At 70.3% G+C, this 15307-nt stretch carries 14 protein-coding genes; 1 reads left to right on the top strand and 13 read right to left on the bottom strand.

The window, feature by feature from the left end:
- Positions 1–171: 171 nt before the first annotated feature.
- The 8 genes from ACIOJD_RS14510 to ACIOJD_RS14475 form a co-directional block, all read right to left on the bottom strand.
- On the bottom strand, positions 172–1020 hold the full coding sequence (locus ACIOJD_RS14510; RefSeq protein WP_401912667.1) for a sugar phosphate isomerase/epimerase family protein: 849 nt from the start codon (positions 1018–1020) through the stop codon (positions 172–174).
- A gap of 167 nt (positions 1021–1187) precedes the next feature.
- Entirely contained in the window at positions 1188–2075 is an 888-nt protein-coding gene (locus ACIOJD_RS14505) for a sugar phosphate isomerase/epimerase family protein (RefSeq protein WP_401912664.1), read from the bottom strand.
- A complete protein-coding gene (locus ACIOJD_RS14500) occupies positions 2072–3019 on the bottom strand; it encodes an NAD(P)-dependent oxidoreductase (RefSeq protein WP_401912663.1) in 948 nt (315 codons plus the stop codon). The genes ACIOJD_RS14505 and ACIOJD_RS14500 overlap by 4 nt, the downstream gene beginning before the upstream one ends.
- A 4-nt stretch (positions 3020–3023) precedes the next feature.
- A complete protein-coding gene (locus ACIOJD_RS14495) occupies positions 3024–4238 on the bottom strand; it encodes a Gfo/Idh/MocA family protein (RefSeq protein ID WP_401912660.1) in 1215 nt (404 codons plus the stop codon).
- Positions 4235–5035: an HpcH/HpaI aldolase/citrate lyase family protein gene (locus tag ACIOJD_RS14490; RefSeq protein WP_401912658.1), complete on the bottom strand. Its 801-nt coding sequence runs from the start codon at positions 5033–5035 to the stop codon at positions 4235–4237. Before ACIOJD_RS14490 ends, ACIOJD_RS14495 begins: the two co-directional genes overlap by 4 nt.
- Positions 5032–6996, bottom strand: coding sequence for a 3D-(3,5/4)-trihydroxycyclohexane-1,2-dione acylhydrolase (decyclizing) (gene iolD / locus ACIOJD_RS14485; protein ID WP_401912656.1), 1965 nt, complete (start codon positions 6994–6996; stop codon positions 5032–5034). Before iolD ends, ACIOJD_RS14490 begins: the two co-directional genes overlap by 4 nt.
- Positions 6997–7039: 43 nt before the next feature.
- Complete coding sequence (locus ACIOJD_RS14480; RefSeq protein WP_401912655.1) at positions 7040–8482, bottom strand: aldehyde dehydrogenase family protein; 1443 nt, start codon at positions 8480–8482, stop codon at positions 7040–7042.
- A gap of 334 nt (positions 8483–8816) precedes the next feature.
- Positions 8817–9434, bottom strand: coding sequence for a TetR/AcrR family transcriptional regulator (locus ACIOJD_RS14475; RefSeq protein ID WP_401912652.1), 618 nt, complete (start codon positions 9432–9434; stop codon positions 8817–8819).
- A gap of 116 nt (positions 9435–9550) precedes the next feature.
- Between ACIOJD_RS14475 and ACIOJD_RS14470 the strand changes: the two genes are divergently transcribed.
- Complete coding sequence (locus ACIOJD_RS14470) at positions 9551–10477, top strand: alpha/beta fold hydrolase (protein WP_401912650.1); 927 nt, start codon at positions 9551–9553, stop codon at positions 10475–10477.
- A 201-nt stretch (positions 10478–10678) separates the two neighbouring features.
- Here ACIOJD_RS14470 and ACIOJD_RS14465 read toward each other — a convergent pair whose 3' ends face one another.
- The 5 genes from ACIOJD_RS14465 to ACIOJD_RS14445 form a co-directional block, all read right to left on the bottom strand.
- Positions 10679–10852, bottom strand: coding sequence for a hypothetical protein (locus ACIOJD_RS14465; protein WP_401912648.1), 174 nt, complete (start codon positions 10850–10852; stop codon positions 10679–10681).
- Positions 10853–11032: 180 nt separating this feature from the next.
- A complete protein-coding gene (locus ACIOJD_RS14460; protein WP_401912645.1) occupies positions 11033–11857 on the bottom strand; it encodes an SDR family NAD(P)-dependent oxidoreductase in 825 nt (274 codons plus the stop codon).
- 128 nt (positions 11858–11985) lie between these two features.
- On the bottom strand, positions 11986–13701 hold the full coding sequence (locus tag ACIOJD_RS14455) for an IlvD/Edd family dehydratase (protein ID WP_401912642.1): 1716 nt from the start codon (positions 13699–13701) through the stop codon (positions 11986–11988).
- 236 nt (positions 13702–13937) lie between these two features.
- Positions 13938–14432: a flavin reductase family protein gene (locus tag ACIOJD_RS14450; protein WP_401912639.1), complete on the bottom strand. Its 495-nt coding sequence runs from the start codon at positions 14430–14432 to the stop codon at positions 13938–13940.
- Between the two features lie 40 nt (positions 14433–14472).
- On the bottom strand, positions 14473–14820 hold the full coding sequence (locus ACIOJD_RS14445) for a KR domain-containing protein (RefSeq protein WP_401912637.1): 348 nt from the start codon (positions 14818–14820) through the stop codon (positions 14473–14475).
- Between the last annotated feature and the right edge of the window lie 487 nt (positions 14821–15307).

Raw genomic sequence — 15307 nt, 5'->3', positions numbered from 1 at the left:
CCAGGGGGCGAGGGATCCGGCACCTTCCTGGGTGGCTCCGCCCACCGGATATCGCGGTCGCCGAGGCCCCTCTCGGACGTTCCACCGCCGTGATGAGCCGGTCCGCACCGGAAGAGGGAAACAGGGATGGCGGGGACGACCGTGGTTTCGTCCCCGCCACCCCTGCGGCTCTTACTTCAGCAGCCTCGCGGCAGTCCGGTACGCCACCGCGGCGGCCTCCCGAACGGGCAGCGCACGGTGCGTGTCGGAGAGGATCTCCACACCCCAGGGGCCGCGCCAGCCGGCCGTACGGAGCGCGGTGACGATTCCCGGGAGGTCGAAAGACCCCTCTCCGCACAGCCGACGGCGCCGGACGGTGTCCTCGAAAAGTGTGCCGACGACCTCGCTGTCGGCGTCGTTGAGCTCCACGCCCACGATCCGCGACCCGGGTACGTGCGCCAGGTCGGCGGGTGGGGTACGGGCACGCTCGGTGTGCCAGACGTCGATGATGAGGCCACCCGCCGGGTGGCCTGCGGCCTCGACGAGCCGGAGCCCGTCGTGCACGGTCTTCAGGTTCGACCAGGGCAGGAACTCGATCCCGAGCCGGGCGCCCACACCATCGGCCTGCGCCGCCAGCGTGGCGAACTCCTTGGCCCAGACGTCCAGGTCCCAGGGCTCGTCCGCGACGTCGGGTGCGATCTTGAGGGTGCGTGCGCCGAGCGCCTCGATGGCTCTCAGGAGTCCGCCGCGCAGGGTGTCGGACGCGGCCCGCCGGGGTCCTTCGGTCCACCAGTCGGTCAGGAGTTCCAACTCGATGTGACTGATTCCGTTGTCCGAGAAGAGGGAGCGGACCCCGGCGAGCCCGTACTCGCGCTCAGCCTCCACCAGGTCCGCGTACAGCAGCCCGAAGCCCTTGAACCCGGCCTCGCCCGCCGCTTCCGCCCGTTCCCGCAGACTCAGCGGACTGCGTTGGTCATTCTGATCGGGAGCGGTGTCGCCCGCGGTGGTCCAACACGTGGCCAGAAATTCATCAGTGGTCATTTCTGTTTCCTGGATTCCTCATGTTCGGAAAGGCGCCGGCACACAACGAATAGCGATTCCAAGAACTGGCAGGACCAGGCAACAGGTCGCCTCGGCATTCTTGGATGTCCCGCACGTGCCGGTCAACCCCTCAGCAGACATCAACTACGCATCAGTCCTGTATACGGCTACCCGACATCGCTCAGCACCGCGCGCAGATGCTCGGCACTCGCCCACACATCATCGACCGGTCCCTTTCCTGTGGGCTCCTCGGTCAGGATCGTGTCCTGTTCCAGGACGTACCAGCCGTCGTAGCCGCGTGCGCCGAGGTGCGTGACGATGGCCCGGACGTCCACGTCTCCCGCTCCCAGCGGGCGGTACATGCCCTTGCGCACGGCCTCCGTATAACCGAGTCGTCCGGACTGCACCTTGGCGGCGAGGGAGGCGTCCACATCCTTCATGTGGGTGTGGGCGATACGTTCGGGCGCCTGGCGGGTGAGCTCGGCCGGGTCGGTGCCGCCGATGAGCAGGTGCCCGGTGTCGAGGCAGAGCGAGATCGCCGAGTGCTCCAGGACGCGCCGGACCTCGTCGCCGTTCTCGATCATCGTGCCGACGTGCGGGTGCAGGACGGCGCGTACGCCGCGTTCGGCGGCCAGCGAGGCCAGCCGGTCGAGGTTGGACAGCAGCAGCTTCCAGCCGTCCGCGTCGAGTTCGGGGCGGGAGTCGTAGCCGTCCTGGCCGGTGACGGCCGACAGGACGAGGACTTCCGCGTTCGAGGCGGCGTAGCTCTCCAGGAGCTGTTCGGCCTCGGGCAGCGGGTCGTGTCCGGGTACGTGCAGCAGCAGCGGGGTGAAGCCGCCGACCGCGTGGAGGTCGTGGTGGGCGAGAGCGCGGGCCATGGCGTCCGGCTCGCCGGGAAGGAAGCCCTCGGGGCCGATCTCGGTGGCGGCCAGACCGACTTCGCGCATCTCGTCCAGTACTCGTTCGGGCGTCAACTGGTAGCCCCAGCCGGGGACTTCGCACACCCCCCAGGAGATGGGCGCGCCGGCGATCCTGTTCAAGGGTGACGTGGTCATGCCGTGGCCTTTCGATGGTTCCAGTCGGGGTTGGCTACCGCGGCCGGCGAGCGGCCCGCGAGGATGTCCGCGACACCGCGGGCGGCGTCGACGAAGGTCAGGGTCATCGCCCGGCGCGTCATTCCCATCACGTGCGGGGTGAGGACGACGTCGGGGTGGTCGAACAGCGGATGGTGACGGGCCGGCTCGGGGTCGAACACGTCCAGCCCGACGCCCGACAGCCGGCCCGACTCCACAGCGGCCAGGGTGGCGGCCGGGTCGAGCAGGCCGCCCCGGCCGCAGTTGATGAGGATCGACCCCGGTTTGACGTGGGCCAGCAGCCGCTCGTCCACGAGGTGCCGGGTGTCCTCGGTGAGCGGCGTGTGCAGGGTGAGTACGTCGCTCGCCCCGACGAGTTCGCGGAGGTCGGCGCAGGCGAACCCGGGCGGCGGCGGGCTGAACGGGTCGTACGCGAGCGTCCGCATCCCGAAGGCGGCGGCGAGTTCGCCCACCCGGCGGCCGATGCGGCCGTAGCCGACGATCCCCAGGGTGGCGCCGTCCAGGTCACCGACCGGTACGGCGTTCCGCTCGGCCCAGCGGCCGTTCCGCACCAGGTCGGTCAGCGGTCTCAGCCGCTTGGTCAGGTGCAGGGCCATGGCGAATACGCCTTCGGCCACGGCCCGGCTGCCGCTGTTGGGGGTGATGACCACGGGGATGCCGCGGGCGGAGGCCGCCGCCACATCGACCAGGTCGACGCCGACGCCGGTGCGGGCGATGACCCTCAGCCGTGGTGCCCGCTGGAGGAAGTCCCCGTCGACCCGTCGGTCGGCACGGACGATGGCACCCTCGGCGACCGCGAGTTCGTCGGGCGTGGGGTCGGTCAGGAAGGTGACCCGCTCGCCGAGGACGGGACCCACCGTGTCGGCGTCGACGGGGCCGAGTGCCACTACGAGGTGCTCGGACATACGATCAACTCCGCACCGGATGACCGAAGTTCGCAGCCGGTACCTCGGTCACCGGCTGCCAGGAGCCGCTCTCCGCGGAGGCCGCCGCCGCCGCGATGACCTCGGCGACGGCGTGTGCGTCCTCGATCGTCGAGTTGCGGTGCTCGATGCCGGCCACGGCGGCCAGGAACTTCTTGGCCTCGATCACCTTCAGGTCGTCGTAGCCCATGCTGTTGCCGGGTCCTGGCTGGAAACTGGCGTAGTCGCCCATGTGGCCGTTGCCGAGCACGGTGGTGTATCCCTGGTGGGGTCCGCCGCGGTCGAGGGCGACACGCAACTCGTTCATGCGCTCGAAGTTCCAGGCGACCGAGCCGTCGGTGCCGTAGATCTCGAAGCCGATGCCGCACTGCGGGCCGACGATGACGCGGGACGCCTCCAGAGTGCCGACGGCTCCCCCGCCGAAGCGCACCAAGGCGGCGCTGTAGTCGTCGTTCTCCACCGTGGCCATCTCACCGTCCTCGATCACCGCGAAGTGCGTGCCCGAGCCCATGGGCAGGATCGGGCGTTCGGTGTAGACGGTGCTGGTGAGGGCGGAGACCGCGTCGATCGGAGCCACGACGTAGCTGACCAGGTCCACGACGTGGCTCATCAGGTCCCCGAGCGCGCCGTGCCCGGCCAGGTCCCGTTTGAAGCGCCAGGACAGGGCGCCCTTGGGCTCGGCGGCGTAGCCGGAGAAGAACGTGGCACGCACGTTGGTGATGCGGCCGAGTCGCCCCTCGGCGATCAGCTCGCGGGCCCGCTCCACGGCGGGTGCGTGGCGGTAGTTGTAGCCGATGGAGGTGACGACTCCGGCCGCGCGGGCCGCGGCGGCGACCTCGGCGGTCTCCTCGGCGCTGCGCCCGACGGGCTTCTCGATCCAGAACGGCTTGCCGGCCTTGGCGGCGGCGATACCGATCTCGTGGTGGAGGAGGTTGGGCGCGCAGATCGAGACGACCTCGACGTCCGGGTCGTCGAGAACGGCGCGGTAGTCGGTTCCGGCCTTCGCGTAGCCGAGGATGTCACGTGCGTAGGCCGCGCGGTCCTCGGCCGTGTCGGCGGCACTCACCAGGCGGGGCCTGATGCCGAGTTCGGGGTAGACGGAGGGCAGCGCCTGGTAGGCGCGACTGTGCAGCTTGCCCATCCAGCCGACGCTGATCAGTCCGACGCCGATCTCGCGTGCGGCGCCCGGGGTGGTGGTCATGGGTGCGTCTCCTTGTGGTCCTGTGGCTGAGGCCGGGCCTCGGCGAGCGCGGCGGACAGCGCGCCGGCCAGCAGGGTCGAGTCGGAGCCGATCGCGATGAATGCCCAGCCCTCCGCGCGTTTGGCGGCTGCCGCCGTGCCGTCGGGGACGAGCAGGCCGCAGGCCTTGCCGCGCGCGGCGGCGGCCTTACGGACGCGCTCCAGGGCTTCCCGGTAGACCGGGGCGGTGAACTCGCCCGGTACGCCGAGGTCGTGACTGAGGTCGCGGGGGCCGACGAACAGGACGTCGACGCCGTCCAGCGCCGCGATCGCCTCGACGTCCCCCAGCGCGCTCGCCGACTCGATCTGGACCACTCCGAGGATCTCGTCCTGCCGGTCGAGGGCCGCGGAGTCGAGCCCGAAGCGGCACGCCCGGTTGTAGGTGGCCACGCCGCGGTCCCCGGCGGGCGGATAGCTCACGTGCCTGAGCGCGTCCCGGACTTCGGCCGCCGTGTCGAGTCGCGGCAGCATGATCCCGGCGGCGCCGAGATCGAGCACGCGGCCGATGCGGATGCGGGCCGCGGACTCGACGCGTACGACGGTCGGGACGCCGTAGGCCGCCGCGATCGGGACGATCGTACGGGCCTGTTCCTCTCCCCCCGCACCGTGTTCGAGGTCGAGCAGCAGCCAGTCGGCCCCGGCTGCGGCGCACACCTCGGCCGTGACCGCCGAAGCGGTGCCCACGAAGGTGCCCAGGGTGACCTCACCGGAGGCGAGTCGGGCACGCAGGCGGCCGTGATCCAGCGCAGAGCGGTTCATCCGTACCACCTCTGGGATGCCAGGCCTTCTTCGTACTCGCCACGCAACCGCGCGACCGTTTCCTGCTCGGAGACCTCGGCCGGGGCCACGTCCCACCACACACCGGAGCCGGGAAGGTCGGCGTGCGGGATCACGGGGACGACCAGGACGACCGGGCCGTTGTGGTCGCGGGTCCCGGCCAGCGCGGTACGGACCTCGTCGGCGGTGGTGGCGCGGATCGCGCGGGCCCCGAGGCCGGCCGCGGTCTTGACGAGGTCGACCTGGAGATAGTCGCCCTCCAGGCGAGCGGGCTTGCCGGCGCCGATCTCCAGGCAGCCCTCGCGGTAGCGGAACTCGTTGCCGAACTCCCGTCCGCTGCGGACCATCTGGAGCCGGTGGATGACCTGGTAGCCGTGGTTCTCCGGGATCACGATCGTGACCGGCAGCCTTTCCTGGGCGGCCGTGACCAGTTCCGTCGGCGCCATGAGGAAGGTTCCGTCGCCCAGCAGGGACAGCACCCGCTTCGACGGGTCCGGCTCGGCGAGGCGGACGCCGATGGCGGCGGGCAGCTCGTAGCCCATGCAGGAGAAGCCGAACTCCAGGTGGGCGAAACGGCCTTCGGTGGCGTCCCACACCTTCAGCAGGTCGCCGGGTGGACCGCCGGCGGCGGCGATGATCGTGTCACCGGACCGCGCGTGCTCCTGGAGCAGGCCGATCAGCCTGCCCTGCGTGAGGACCGCCTCGGTGTCGCGTACGACGTCGGAGTCGTCGGGCAGTGACGCGAAGTCGAAGGAGGTGTCCGGGTCGAGCGCGGCGGCACGTTGCTCCCGCCACCGCTGGTCCAGGGCGCGCACCCTCTCCTGCCAGTCGGCCGGGGTGGTGGTGCCGTTCGCCCGTACGGCGTCCGTCAGCGCGGCCAGGGCTCGCTTGGCGTCTGCCACAACGCCGCTCGCGCCCAGGCGGCCCGCGTCGTGCGCGCTGACGTTGATGCTCGCGAAGCGTACGTCCGGGTTCTGGAAGACGGAGTGCGAGGCGGTGGCGAAGTCCGTCAGACGCGAGCCCACGGTGAGCACGAAGTCCGCTTCCCCCGCTAGGACGTTGACCGCCGGAGTGCCTTCCAGGCCGATGCCGCCGAGCTGCCACCAGGCGCGGCGCTGGACAGCGCCCTTGCCCGCGAACGTCTCCGCGACAGGGATGCCCGCACCGTCGGCGAGAGCCTCCAACTCGTCGGTGGCACCGGAGTACACGACCCCGCCACCGGCGATGATCAGCGGCTTCTCCGCCTCGGCGAGCATCCGCGCGACCACCGCGACCTCGTCGGCGTCCGGTGCCGGACGGCGGATCGGCCAGTCGCGCTCGGCGAAGAACTCCGCCGGGTAGTCGTAGGCGTGGGACTGGATGTCCTGCGGGAGGGAGACGACGACCGCGCCGGTGTCGACGCCGGTGAGGGCCCGCATCGCCGCGGGCAGCGCGGTGAGCAGCTGCTCGGGCCGTGTGATGCGGTCGAAGAAGCGGGAGACGGGACGGAAGGCATCGTTCACCGAGGCATCGGCCTCCACGGGGTGCTGCAACTGCTGGAGTACGGGCCCCTGATGACGGGTCGCGTACGTGTCGCCCGGCAGCAACAGGACAGGCAGCCGGTTGACGGTGGCGAGGCCCGCCCCGGTCACCATGTTGAGAGCGCCCGGACCGATGGAGGCGGTCACGGCGAGGGTCGCGTGCCGCTTGGTCGCCTTGGCGTAGGCGGTCGCGATGTGGACCAGAGCCTGCTCGTTGCGGCCCTGGACGAAGGGGAGTTGGTCGCTGAGCTGGTCGAGGGCCTGGCCGAGACCGGCCACGTTGCCGTGGCCGAAGATGCCCAGCGCGGCCGGTATGAGTCGGCGGCGACAGCCATCGGCCAGGGAGTACTGCCGGGAGAGGTAGGTGACGACGGCCTGGGCGACGGTGAGGCGTACCGTGCCCTGTTGCGTCCGGTCGGTCATGAGTCGGCTCCTGATCGGGGATGTGTACGGGGACGCAGCCGCGTCACCAGGGGCGGCCGTGCAGGACGACGGTCTTGACCTCGGTCATCTCGCTCACCGCGGCGCGGGGGCCTTCCTTGCCGTAACCGCTGCCCTTCAGACCGCCGTACGGCATGAGGTCGGCACGCCATAGGGGCGTCCAGTTGATGTGGACGGAACCGGCGTCGATCTCCCGGATGGCACGGACCGCACCGGCCACGTCGGAGGTGAAGATCCCCGCGCCGAGGCCATAGGCGGTGCCGTTGGCCTGAGCGATGGCGGACTCCCAGTCGGCGGCCGAACTGACGGCGACCGCCGGACCGAACAACTCCTGTTGGCTGAAAGGGGATTCGGGATCGACACCGGCCACGACAGCCGGGCTCACCACACTCCCGTCGCGTTCGCCGCCGGTCAGGACGCGTGCGCCGTCCGCCCCGGCCCGCGCGATGGCCCGCTCCACCCGTTCCGCCTCGGCGGTCGTGATCAGGGAGCCCATGGTCGTGTCGGGGGACGACGGGTCCCCGGTCCTGATGGCCCGGACCTTGGGGACGAGGGCGTCGAGGAAGTCGGCGGTGACGTCGGGGTGCGTGATCACACGCTGGACGGAGATGCACACCTGCCCGGCGTTGACGTAACCGCCCAACGCGACGGCGCCTGCGGCCAGTTCGAGATCGGCGTCGGGCAGTACGACGACCGGGCAGGAAGCGCCGAGTTCGAGGGAGAGCTTCTTCACGCCCGCGGCCCGCGCGATGTGCTCGCCGGTCGCCGTGGAGCCGGTGAAGGAGATCTTCCGTACGCGGGGGTCGGTCACGAGGGCATCCCCCAGCACCCCGCCGGAGCCTACGAGCACCGACAGCACGCCCTCGGGAAGCCCTGCGTCGACGAAGCACTCGGCGAGTTCCAGCGCGGTCAGCGGTGTCGAGGTGGCCGGCTTGAGGACAACCGCGTTCCCCGCCGCGAGCGCGGGCGCCAGTTTGTGCAGCACGAGCAGTGCGGGGTAATTGAACGGCGTGATGGCCACCACGACACCGCACGGCTGGCGCAGTGTGAAGCCCACCTTGTCCGGCCCGGTGCCGCGGTTGGCGTCCAACGGCAGTGTCTCACCGTAGAGTTGAGTTCCCTCGAAGGCCGCGAGACGGATCAGGTCCCCGGATCGCGACGCCTCGCCGGTGGCCTCGGTGATGGTCTTGCCCGACTCCGAGCTGATGGTCTGCGCGATCTTGGCGGCTCGCTGGTCGGCCAGCTCCGCCGCACGCAGCAGAATCGTCATCCGCTCGTGTGCGGGTGTACGCCGCCATACCGCGGCCCCCCGCTCCGCCGCCGCCAGTGCCGCCTCGACGTCCTCGGGGCCGGCCACCCCCACCGTACCGACGGTCGAGCCGTCGAAGGGCGACGTCACATCCCGGGCACTTCCCGGCCCTGCCGACGCTTGCCAGCGACTTCCGATGAGCAGTTCCACGGGCGCCATTGCCTTCTCCCCTCAGAAACCGTCACGGCCCGTCCGCGGCTCTCCGGGAAGCCTCGGAAGACTTCTCGCAAGGTCGAAGAAGTACTGGTCGACCCACGGTCAGGCCGTTCACATGGGCGTAACCGTAGGTGGGCCGCAAGCCATTTCTGAAGGGGTGGAATCCATCATTATCGCGTCATTGGATACCTCTTTTTTCCATCATCCGCGCCGCCTCGCGGCTTGCGCGGCGATGCCGAACGCCAGGCGGTCGCCCGGATCTCGGGCCTTCGGCCCAAGCCCTTGCGGAGCGGCTTCGCCTTGTCACCGACAGCCGCGTCCATGCTGGTGGAGGGTGTCAGGAACCGGGCCCACTCCCCTGGAAGAGCCGGTCCAGATGGTGGTTCAGCACTGCGGCGGCGGAGTGCGGGTCGCGCTGGCCGACGAGGACACTGATACCGAGTCCCGCAGACATGGCGAGCAGGCTGACCGCCTCCAACCGGACGTCCGCACCGGGCTGCACGAGATCCGCCTCCTGTGCCTGCCGGAGAAGTCCGGCCAGGGCCCTCTCGGCGGCATCAGGGTTCCGGATGAACGGCTGAGCGGCGAGCGCCTGGTCGGTCACGGCCAGGACTGCGTACGAGGTGTAGACGAGGTGGAAGGCGCGGCTCTCCTCGTCGGTCGGCAGCGACTCCATCAGAAGCGCCTCGATCGTCGCGCGCGGTCCCAGGCCTTCGCCGGCGGCCCGGGACCTGGCCGCCACTCGTTCCCCGAACTTCTCCGCCAGCCGTTGCAGCCCGTACAGCAGCAGCTTTTCCTTGGTCTCGAAGTAGTACTGCACCAGCCGCAGCGACACCCCCGCCTCCGCCGCCACGTCACGCATCCCCACGGCGTGCAGGCCGCGCCGTCCGGCGACCCGGACGAGTGCGTCGGCGATCTCGCTGCGCCGTTCCGCGTGGTCCACGCGCTTGGGCATCGGCCGCCTCTCCCTTCATCGACTGCCCTGACCGGGCCCTCCTGGCCATGATGATACAGCCGTACCAGCAACGTGGTACGTTCGTATCACTAAAAATCGAACTCCCGGAGGCGACCGTGTCCGAGACCACGACTCACTCCCAGGCCGAAGTCGGCCGCTATGTGAGCGATGCCTTGCGTGACCGCTACTTCGCGGCCTGCGAGGCCGTGTACGCACTGGGGGCGCCCGCGCTCGCGGAAAGAGACGTGGAGACGTCCTTCGGCACCACGCACGTCTACCGGTACGGCCCCGTGAACCCGGCAGCCCAGTCCCGTACCCCCGTCGTCCTGGTGCACGGGGCGAGCTCCTGCTCTGCCATGTGGTATCCGAACACCCCCGCCCTCAGCGCCGACCGTCCCGTCTACGCGATCGACACCCCCGGCGATCCGGGACGCAGCGTGCAGCGCGAACCCATCCATCGACCCGACCGAGCAGCACAGTGGCTGGACGAGACACTTGCCGGGCTCGGGCTCGATCGCGTGCACCTGGTCGGCTCCTCCTACGGCGGTTGGCTCACCCTCAACCAAGCGCACCGCGGGCCCGGCCGCCTCGCCTCGGTCACACTGCTCGACCCCGGAGGTCTGGAAAAGGTGGGGCTGCGCTTCTTCGTCTGGATCTTCGCGAGTCTCTTCGCGACCTTCGCCCCCAAGGCGCTCCGCCCACGATTGGCCGCCTGGCTGGAGCAGCCCGTCCTCATCGTGCCGGAGCTGCGCACGATGATCAGATCGGGCGTCCGCGCCTACCGCGTACGCCGCCCGGCTCCACTCCCGCTGACCGAGGACGAACTGTCCACCATTCGCACCCCGCTCTACCTGGTGCTCGGCAAGCGAAGCCTCCTCGTGCACCCCGAGCGGCAAGTGGAACGCGTTCCGCGCCTGATACCCAAAGCCCGCGCCGAAATCATCTCCGACACCGGCCACGGACCGCAGATCGACCACGCGGAGGAGGTCAACCGCCGGATGCTGAGCTTCATGGACTCCGTCGACCGACAGCCGGCACACTGACCGGCCGGGGGCCGACCCCGGCCTCGCCAGGGCACGAGCGGCTGGATCCGCCACCGCACGCGTGCGCACCGGAGCGGGGCCGATGCGCACGCGATGTGTTACGGGGACAAGCCCATGGCAGTGCCGGGCCCAGCCGCACACCGCCCGGACACACGCCCCTGCTCGAGCCTCGCACCGGGCTCCGCCCACGACAGGGCGTGGTCAGCGCTTGAAGCCGGCCTTGGCCCTCTCCTTGGTGTCCCGGGCCTTGCCGCGGGCCTCCAGTGCGGCTCCCTTGGCCGCGGTGGTCTCGTTGCCCATCGCGTGGGCCATCTTCCTCACGGCCTTCCCGACAACCTGCTCGGTCTTGGCCTTGGCCTTCTCTCCGGCACTCATGTCGGTCCCTTCGTAGGCACTCACTCATTCGCCTGCCCCTGCCAACGGAGCGCAAACAATGGGCACCGCGGCGTGCGGCCCGGCGCTCAGGCCGGTGCCATGCGTGACCGAGCAGCGTTCCCTCCGGCGGAGGGCGTCCCCCGGCCGTCGGGCGGGAAGGCCACTCGCGCACACCATGAATCAGGAGTTGCGCGCATCACCGCGTGGTGTGATGTGGAAGTCGAACCCGACGGTCCCAGGGTCCAGAGCCGTCGCCCCACCATCGACGGTGAGCACCGCGCCATTGACGTACGACGCCGCTGGAGAGAGCAACCAGCCGATCGCCTCGGCGACTTCACGTGGCTCGCCCGGCCGGCCCATGGGCAGGAACCGGGTCGCCTCCTGGTAAGCGGACTCCACACTGCCGTCCTTCAGGTCCGCGTCCTGAGCGAATCGCGCCATGCGCCGGTCGGCCATCTCGCTCTTCACCCAGCTGGGGCACACGATGTTGGCGCGCACTCCCTGAGTCCCGTAATCGATGGCGACGGAACGGCACAGCTGCAACAGGGCAGCCTTGGACGTGGCGTACGGAACATTGCTCGCGCCGTTGCGCAATGCGGAGACCGACGCCACGGCGACCACCGATCCCCTCGCCTCCAGCAAATGCGGCATCGCCGCACGCAAGAGCAGCAGTGGACCAGTGACGTTGGTACGCATCACGTCCTCCCAGTCCTCCAACGACAGGTCGCCGACCGTTCCGCCGCGTCCGATGCCCGCGTTGAGCACAAGGCCGTCGAACCGACCGTGGGCGGCGAGAGCCGCGCGGACGAGACCGTCCGCGGCATCGGGATCACCCACATCGGACGGATACGCCAGTACCCCGATCTCCCGTTCGAGTTGCCGTAACGGTTCGGCTCGCCGCCCGGAGACCACCACGTGGTGGCCCCCCTCGCGCAACAGCCGGGCAGTGGCCGCGCCGATGCCCGTTCCTCCACCCGTCACGACGACAACTCGCTTGTCTGCCACTGTTGTTCGCCTTCCACGTCGAGATCACAACGGATCCCATCGTAGATACGGCTACGAGCCCGCTACCCGTTGCCGTCCCCAAGCGTCCGAGGGGTACAGCGTCGGCGGCGAGGAGCCCGACGTCGTGATCAATGCGACTCGCGGCTCACCTCCGAACCGCTGGAGCCGACGAGGAAGTCGAGGTCGGCGCCGGTGTCGGCCTGTAGCACGTGGTCGACGTAGAGGCGCTCCCAGCCGCGTCGGGGCTTGGCGAAGCCGGTGACGGTTGCTTCGTCGGGGATCCTGCGGGCGAGTTCGTCGGCGGGTACGTCGACGTCGATACGGCGGGCCTCGACGTCGAGGGTGACGAGGTCCCCGGTTCGCACCAGCGCGAGGGGGCCTCCGGCCGCGGCTTCCGGGGCCACGTGCAGGACGACGGTGCCGTAGGCGGTGCCGCTCATGCGGCCGTCGCAGACACGGACCATGTCGCGGACGCCCTGTTCGAGCAGCTTCTTCGGCAGCGGCATGTTCGAGACCTCGGGCATGCCCGGGTAGCCCTTGGGGCCGCAGCCGCGCAGAACGAGAACCGAATCGGCGTCGACATCGAGCGCGGGGTCGTCGATGCGGGCGTGGAAGTCCTCGATGGAGTCGAAGACGACGGCCCGGCCGCGATGCCTGAGCAACCGCGGGGAGGCGGCGGCCGGTTTGATGAGCGCGCCGTCCGGAGCGAGGTTGCCGCGCAGTACGGCGATGCCGCCTTCGGCGACCATCGGCTCGGCGCGCGTACGGATGACCTCGCCGTCCCAGATCGAGGCGTCCTCAAGGTACTCGGCCAGTGGTCTGCCGGTGACGGTCAGCGCGTCGGGATCGAGCAGGTCGCGGACCTCGCGCAGCACGGCGAGCAGTCCCCCGGCTCGGTGGAAATCCTCCATGAGGAAGCGGCCGGCCGGCTGAAGGTCCGCCAGGACGGGCACGCGGGAGCCGATGCGGTCGATGTCGTCGAGCGAGAGAGCGACCCCCAGGCGGCCCGCGATCGCGAGAAGATGGACGACCGCGTTGGTCGAACCGCCGACGGCGGCCAGCGCCACAACCGCGTTGTGGAAGGACGCCTCGGTCAGGAGGGAGCCCGGCCGCCGGTCGGCTGCGACCATGTCCACCGCCAGCCGGCCGGTGTGGTGCGCGGCCTCCAGCAAACGGCTGTCGGGGGCGGGGATTCCGGCCGTACCGGGAAGGACCGTGCCCAACGCCTCTGCGACGAGGGCCATCGTCGAGGCGGTGCCCATGGTGTTGCAGTGTCCACGGCTGCGGATCATCGCCGACTCGGATCGAGTGAACTGCTCCTGGGAGAGCGTGCCGGCCCGGACCTCCTCCGACAGCCGCCACACGTCGGTGCCGCAGCCCAGCGGAGTGCCGCGGAAAGTCCCGGTGAGCATCGGGCCGCCGGGCACGACGACGGCGGGCAGGTCCACCGAGGCGGCGGCCATGAGCAGCGACGGGATGGTCTTGTCGCAGCCGCCCAACAGGACGACGCCGTCGATGGGGTTGGCCCGCAGCATCTCCTCCGTGGCCATCGCGGCCATGTTGCGCCAGAGCATGGCGGTGGGCCGCACCTGCGTCTCGCCCAGCGACACCACGGGCAGGTCCAGCGGGATCCCGCCCGCCTCGTACACACCGTCACGGACCGAGGCCGCGACCTCGTTCAGATGCGCGTTGCAGGGGGTCAGGTCCGATGCGGTGTTGGCGATGGCGATCTGCGGCCGACCGGTGAAGGCCTCGCCGGGCACGCCTCGTCGCATCCACGCCCGGTGGATATAGGCATTGCGGTCCTGACCCGCGTACCACTGCGCGCTGCGGAGCGTCACCATGGAACGCCTCCCAGTAATTGGTAGCGATCTGGAGTTCGGAACGTCACGAAGCGTACGCAGACGTACGACGGATCGACAGCCCAAGCCGACGGCGCACCGAGCACGCGGTGCCCTGCGCCTGGCCCTGGTCCGGCCGACGACCGCCGTGTCGTCGGCCGGACCGCGGCCACCGGGAAGGCGACCGTCTTCGTCGGCGCTCACCCGGGCCCGGCCCAGGGCACCGCCGCCTGGCGAGTTCAGACCGCTTCTGTCCCCGGTGTTTCGGCGAAGTGGCCTGTGCAGAACAGCAGGGCGCGGGCGTTGTCCCTGCCGCTGCCCGCGTAGGCACCCAGTACGTGGCCGAGAAAGATCGTGTGGTCGCCGTGGACGTGGGTGTCGGTGATCCGGCACTCCAGCCAAGCCAGCGCGCCCGCCAGCAGCGGGGCTCCGGTGAGTGTGCCGGGAAGGGTGGGCACGCCGTCGAACTGGCCGGGGCCCAGCGGCCGTTCCTTGTCGGCGAAGTGGCGAGCGGCCTCGTGCTGGCCCGCGCTCAGGACGGACACCCCGAAGTGGCCGCCGTCGAGCATCTTGTCGTGCATGACCGCGGAGTGACCGATGCAGCACAGCACCAGCGGTGGGTCCAGGGCCACCGAGGTGATGGCATTTGCGGTCATCCCGTGCACGTGGCGGCCGCCGACGGTGAGCACGACGACACCGGTGGCGAAGTGGGACATGGCCTTGCGCAGTGGCATGTTTTCCCCTGGTGGGGAAGACGTGACCTGCTGCTGGAGTTCAGACATACCGTCCTCGGTCCGTGGCAGCGGGGTGTGATCCCTGCGGCCAGGCGGCCACCTCGACCTCGGCCCCGCGCGCGGTGAGCGTGGCGCCCAGTGGGTCCACGCCTGCCGCCCGGCCGCGCCTGCTGAGCAGCAACAGCCTCCGTACACCGTGTCGGGTGACCAGATGCTCGGCGGCGATCAGCGCGCCCAAGGCGCCGGTGCCACCGGTGATCAGGACGGTTCCTCGGGTGGGCCACGGCGGTTGGGGCAGGGTTGCGGGAGCAGCGGACTGGCCAACACCTATGCAGGTCAGGAGTGGTGCGGAGCAGATTGCGGCAGGTGCAAGTGCCGCTGCCCGCAACCGCCTGTGGCAGGGTGCGGGCGGACTCGACTTTCATGACGCAGCGACGGGTGGAGCTGATGGCGCATCATGTTGCCTTCCGCGAAGTTGATCGGATAGAAAGGCCGGCTCTCCCGGCTCCTCTCCCACACCACCGAATATGCGGACCACGCATGGGGCGGTTCGGTGTCGGTGGATTGACGGCCGAGGAAACGGGCTCCGCGAGAGCAAGTCAGGCTCACGGCAGCCGATCCGATCGAAGCCGGGGCCATCGAAGCCGAGGCCATCGAAGCCGAGGCCGGTGACCGGGAGGTGGCCCGACGGTTCAGGTGACCGGATGTCGGCGAACCGCCGGCGTTGGGCGTCGGGCGGTCGGCAGGCCCTGGCCTCCAAGGGCCCCGGCGGCGCCCGCCGCACACTCGACCGCCGGACAACTCCGCGCACCGGAGACGCTGTTGGATGCCGGTCCGGCAGCCTCCGGGCCCGATCCGCGGGGCCCCGCTGTTCC

This window comes from Streptomyces sp. NPDC088116, from assembly GCF_044741745.1.
Classification (GTDB): domain Bacteria; phylum Actinomycetota; class Actinomycetes; order Streptomycetales; family Streptomycetaceae; genus Streptomyces.
Note: the sequence above shows the minus strand (reverse complement) of the source record. Positions and strands in the feature narration are given on the sequence as shown.